1 protein-coding gene is annotated in these 2,571 nt (G+C 70.6%); it reads left to right on the plus strand.

What is annotated here, in order from left to right:
- A partial coding sequence (gene metH / locus BM237_RS28550; RefSeq protein ID WP_093852636.1) for a methionine synthase occupies positions 1–2,571 on the plus strand: 2,571 nt, incomplete at both ends.

Raw genomic sequence — 2,571 nt, forward strand, 5'->3', positions numbered from 1 at the left:
TGGCGGATGCGCAGGAGTCGTTCGTGGCCGAGTACGGGTTGTCGCTGGTGGGCGGGTGCTGCGGGACGACGCCGGAGCATCTGCGGCAGGTGGTCGAGCGGGTGCGGGGGGCGGTGCCGGCCGGGCGGGAGGTGCGGCCGGAGCCGGGGGCGGCGTCGCTGTACCAGGCGGTGCCGTTCAGGCAGGACACCGCGTATCTGGCGATCGGGGAGCGCACCAACGCCAACGGGTCGAAGAGGTTCCGCACCGCCATGCTGGAAGGGCGGTGGGAGGACTGCGTGGAGATCGCGCGGGAGCAGATCCGTGAGGGCGCGCACATGCTGGATCTGTGCGTGGACTACGTCGGGCGTGACGGGGTGGCGGACATGGCCGAGCTGGCCGGGCGGCTGGCGACGGCCTCCACGCTGCCGGTCGTGTTGGACTCCACCGAGCCGGCGGTGCTCGCGGCGGGGCTGGAGAAGCTGGGCGGCCGCGCGGTGATCAACAGTGTGAACTACGAGGACGGTGACGGGCCCGGCTCCCGGTTCGCGAAGATCACGGCGCTGGCGGCCGAGCACGGGGCGGCGCTGATCGCGCTGACCATCGACGAGGAGGGGCAGGCGCGCACGGCCGGGCAGAAGGTGGCGGTGGCCGAGCGGCTGATCGCGGACCTGACGGGGAAGTGGGGTATCCGGGAGGAGGACATCCTCGTCGACTGCCTGACGTTCACCATCTGCACCGGTACCGAGGAGTCCCGCCGGGACGGGGTGGCCACCATCGAGGCGATCGGTGAGCTCAAGCGGCGGCATCCAAGGGTGCAGACCACGCTGGGGCTGTCGAACATCTCCTTCGGCCTGAATCCGGCCGCCCGGATGGTGCTCAACTCCGTGTTCCTGAACGAGTGTGTGAAGGCCGGGCTGGACTCGGCGATCGTGCATGCCTCCAAGATCCTGCCCATCGCGCGGATCCCCGACGAGCAGGTCCGGGTGGCGCTGGATCTGATCTATGACCGGCGGGCGGAGGGCTACGACCCGCTGCAGCGGTTCCTGTCGCTGTTCGAGGGCGTGGACACCAGGAGTGTGCAGGCTTCCCGGGCCGAGGAGCTGGCCGCGCTGCCGCTGGAGGAGCGGCTGCGGCGGCGGATCATCGACGGGGAGCGCAACGGCCTCGAAAAGGATCTGGATGAGGCGCTGGAGACGCGTCCGGCGCTGGACATCGTCAACGACACGCTGCTGGCGGGCATGAAGGTGGTCGGGGAGCTGTTCGGCTCCGGGCAGATGCAGCTGCCGTTCGTGCTGCAGTCGGCGGAGGTGATGAAGACGGCCGTGGCCCATCTGGAGCCGCACATGGAGAAGGCCGAGGGCGCCGAGGGCAAGGGCACCATCGTTTTGGCCACGGTGCGCGGCGATGTGCACGACATCGGCAAGAACCTGGTCGACATCATTCTGTCCAACAACGGCTACACGGTGGTCAACCTCGGGATCAAGCAGCCGGTGACGGCGATCGTGGAGGCGGCCGAGGAGCACGGTGCGGATGTGATCGGCATGTCCGGGCTGCTGGTGAAGTCCACCGTGATCATGAAGGAGAACCTGCAGGAGCTCAACGCCCGCTCCCTGGCCGGGAGGTATCCGGTGATCCTGGGCGGGGCCGCGCTGACCCGCGCCTATGTCGAGCAGGACCTGCACGCCCTCTACGACGGCGAGGTCCGCTATGCCCGGGACGCCTTCGAGGGGCTGCGGCTGATGGACGCGCTGATGGGCGTCAAGCGCGGCGTGCCGGGCGCGAAGCTGCCCGAACTCAAGCAGCGGCGGGTGCCCCGGCGAGAGGGGGTGCAGGTGGCCGAGCCGGAGCCGGCCGGGCCGGTGCGCTCGGACGTGGCCACCGACAACCCGGTGCCCGAGCCTCCCTTCTCCGGCACGCGGGTGGTCAAGGGCATCCAGCTCCAGGAGTACGCGTCCTGGCTGGACGAGGACGCGTTGTTCAAGGGCCAGTGGGGGCTGAAGGCGCCGCGCACCGGGGACGGGCCCTCCTACCGGGAGCTGGTCGAGCGTGAGGGCCGCCCGCGGCTGCGGGGCTGGCTGGAGCGGCTGCACACCGAGAACCTGCTGGAGGCCGCGGTGGTCTACGGCTACTTCCCCTGCCACGCCGAGGGTGAGGACCTGGTGGTGCTGGCCGAGGACGGGGCCGAGCGGTGCCGGTTCACCTTTCCCCGCCAGCGCCGCGGCCGGCGGCTGTGCCTGGCGGACTTCTTCCGCCCGAAGGAGTCCGGTCAGACGGACGTGGTGGGTTTCCAGGTGGTCACCGTCGGCTCCCGTATCGGCCAGGCCACCGCGGAGCTGTTCGCCGCGGACGCCTACCGCGACTATCTGGAGCTGCACGGCCTGTCGGTGCAGCTGGCCGAGGCGCTGGCCGAGTACTGGCACGCCCGGGTCCGTGCCGAGCTCGGCTTCGCCGGCGACGATCCGGACGCGATCGAGGACATGTTCGCCCTCAAATACCGCGGCGCCCGCTTCTCGCTGGGCTACGGGGCGTGTCCGGACCTGGAGGACCGCGCCAAGATCGCCGAGCTGCTCCGGCCGGAGCGGATCGGGG

Origin of the sequence: Streptomyces mangrovi (genome assembly GCF_900114215.1) — a bacterium.
Classification (GTDB): domain Bacteria; phylum Actinomycetota; class Actinomycetes; order Streptomycetales; family Streptomycetaceae; genus Streptomyces; species Streptomyces barkulensis.